Source organism: Acidisoma sp. S159 (assembly GCF_009766125.1).
GTDB lineage: Bacteria > Pseudomonadota > Alphaproteobacteria > Acetobacterales > Acetobacteraceae > Acidisoma.
This window is the reverse complement of record NZ_LMUG01000005.1, coordinates 1-2,257: the sequence shown is the minus strand read 5'-3', so window position 1 is coordinate 2,257 and position 2,257 is coordinate 1. Positions and strand designations below refer to the sequence as shown.

Sequence of the window (2,257 nt, the reverse complement as noted above, 5' to 3'; positions counted from 1 at the left end):
CCTGCACGAGATCGAGCACGCCAGCGGAGAGCGTTAATCCCTGATTGCTGCCGCTGACCGCGATGGCTGTGGCACCGCTCATGAAGGTGCCCGTCCCGCCAGCGCTGATGATGGTGTCGATGGAGGTCGCGCCGCTGGAGACTATCTCCGTGCCCCCCGCGCCGATCGTCGTGGCAGTGGCGGTGCCCCCCGCGGACAGGGTCTCCCGACCGCCGCTGGCTACCGTGTCGGCGAGGTCCCGGCCGCCTGAACTGACCAGGATCGCACCACTGTCGATGCTTCCCGAGGCGATGCCGCCCGACGAAATCACGATCGAGCCGCCGGTAGCGGCGGTGACGCCGCTTACCACCACGCCGTTCCCCACGGGCAGGACGGCGCCGGAGCCTACTGTGCCGCCATGCTCCACGCCGCCGGCGAAAAGAAAAAGCGAGCCGCCTGAGGATAGCGTGAAATCCTGCAACGTGCCGCCCGCGTAAAGGTAGGCGGAGCCTTCCGACAGTATCTGGGTGTCACTCGCAAAGGCCCCAGCGTAGATGTCCTGTATGGGATGGAAGCCCACGGAAACACCGTTCCACATACCTGTGAGCGTCGTGCTGATGGCGCTTCCGCCGAGAAGGAGCTCTACGCCTCCGAGTGCAACTGTCAGGTCGACGTCGGTGCCTCCCCTGTTCTCCCAAGCCCAGTACGCAGCCGTCCCATTTGAGGTGATGCCGCCGGAATAGACGGTGACCATCGTCGGGTATCCCGGGCTGGTGACTTGACCGCTGAGAACGCCGCCTGACGATACCTGGATAGTCCCGCCCGAGCCGAAGCTCGCAATGTTGATGGTTGCACCGTTTGAGATGATGACACTGCCGCTGTCGATAGTAGCCAAGGCCGCGCCACCCGAGAGCGCCACCAGCAAGCCGCCCGTTGCCACGGTGACGCCGCTCACAACCACGCCGCTCGACACGGTAAGAGTTGCGCCGGAGGCGACCGTGCCGCCACTCTCAACGGCACCCGAAGCGAGATTGAGCACCCCGCCCGAGGACAGGGTCGCGTTCAACCCGGTGGCACTGCTGGAGATTATCTCGGTGCCACCCGTGTTAATCAGCGTGGCACTGGCGGTCCCGCTCGCGCTAACAGTGAGCGCGCCGCCGGAGAGCACCGTGGCGCCGTTTTCCAGCCCGCCCGAGGAGATCGTCCCGCTCGCGCCGCTGCTGAAGATCGTTCCCGACGCCGTGCCGCCGGAGCTGACAGTATAAACTCCGCTTGCGCTCACAATGGTGCCTATATCGACGCCACCGGTAAGGACGAGGTCGGTGCCACCCGAGATCTCCAGCCCTGCGTTGGTTCCTGCCGATGCGATAGCCGTGCCAAAAGCAGCGACTGTCACTATTGCTCCAGAACTCGCGATCGTATCGCTATAGACACCAAAGCCAAAATAGGCCGATCCACCGCCCAAGACCGTAGTACTGATGAGGTCTCGGGCGCCTATCGTAGGAACGTTTGTGCTGATCGCTCCGCCGCTGCTTACTGTGACGCTCAGCGCCGTGCCGCCGTAGACGAAGATGTTGTCGTCGTCGGTTACTGAGAACATAGTTCCAGATAAGTCGACGTGGTCTCCATTATTAGAAATCACACCAGGATAAATGGTCCCGCTTTCAATAGTTCCGCCCGAGAGGACATCGAGCCAACCTGGTGTGGTGTTGAACCCACTTGTGCCGACTGTGAAGCCGTCGAGGATTCCTCCACTACCGACCACAACCCCTTCGGTAACTGTCCCACCATACAATCCCAAGTCCGTCACGCCGCTGGCCAGGCCATCGATAATCGCCGACCCGCTGGACGTGACCAACATATTGGTCGCGGTCGCTCCGCTGGCGACAGTGTATATTGCCCCGGTCTGCACGGTGCTGCCGCTTTGCAACGCACCGGAGGACAGGGTGATCACCCCACCGGAAGACAGGTTCAACCCCAGCCCCGTGCCGCCCGCCAGCACCGTCTCGGTGCCACCCGCGCTCAGAGTAATCAACATCGCAGTGCCGTCCGAGGCTACCAGAATCTGCGCGCCGCTACTCAGGACATCGCCGCTCTCGACCGCGCCGCTGCTTACCACCACCGTGCCGTGGTCAATCACGCCGAGATCCGAGCCGCCCCTCAACACCACCAGCGACCCGCCGGACAGCACCGTAACGCTGCTCGCAACGACGCCCGAGGACACGATGAGGGTGGCGCCGGACATAACCGTGCCGCCGCTTTCCATCGCTCCAGCCGC

At 63.4% G+C, this 2,257-nt stretch carries 1 pseudogene; it reads right to left on the bottom strand.

From position 1 onward, the window contains the following. Positions 1-2,257: pseudogene (locus GSQ92_RS01755) on the bottom strand (hypothetical protein); the annotation flags it as partial.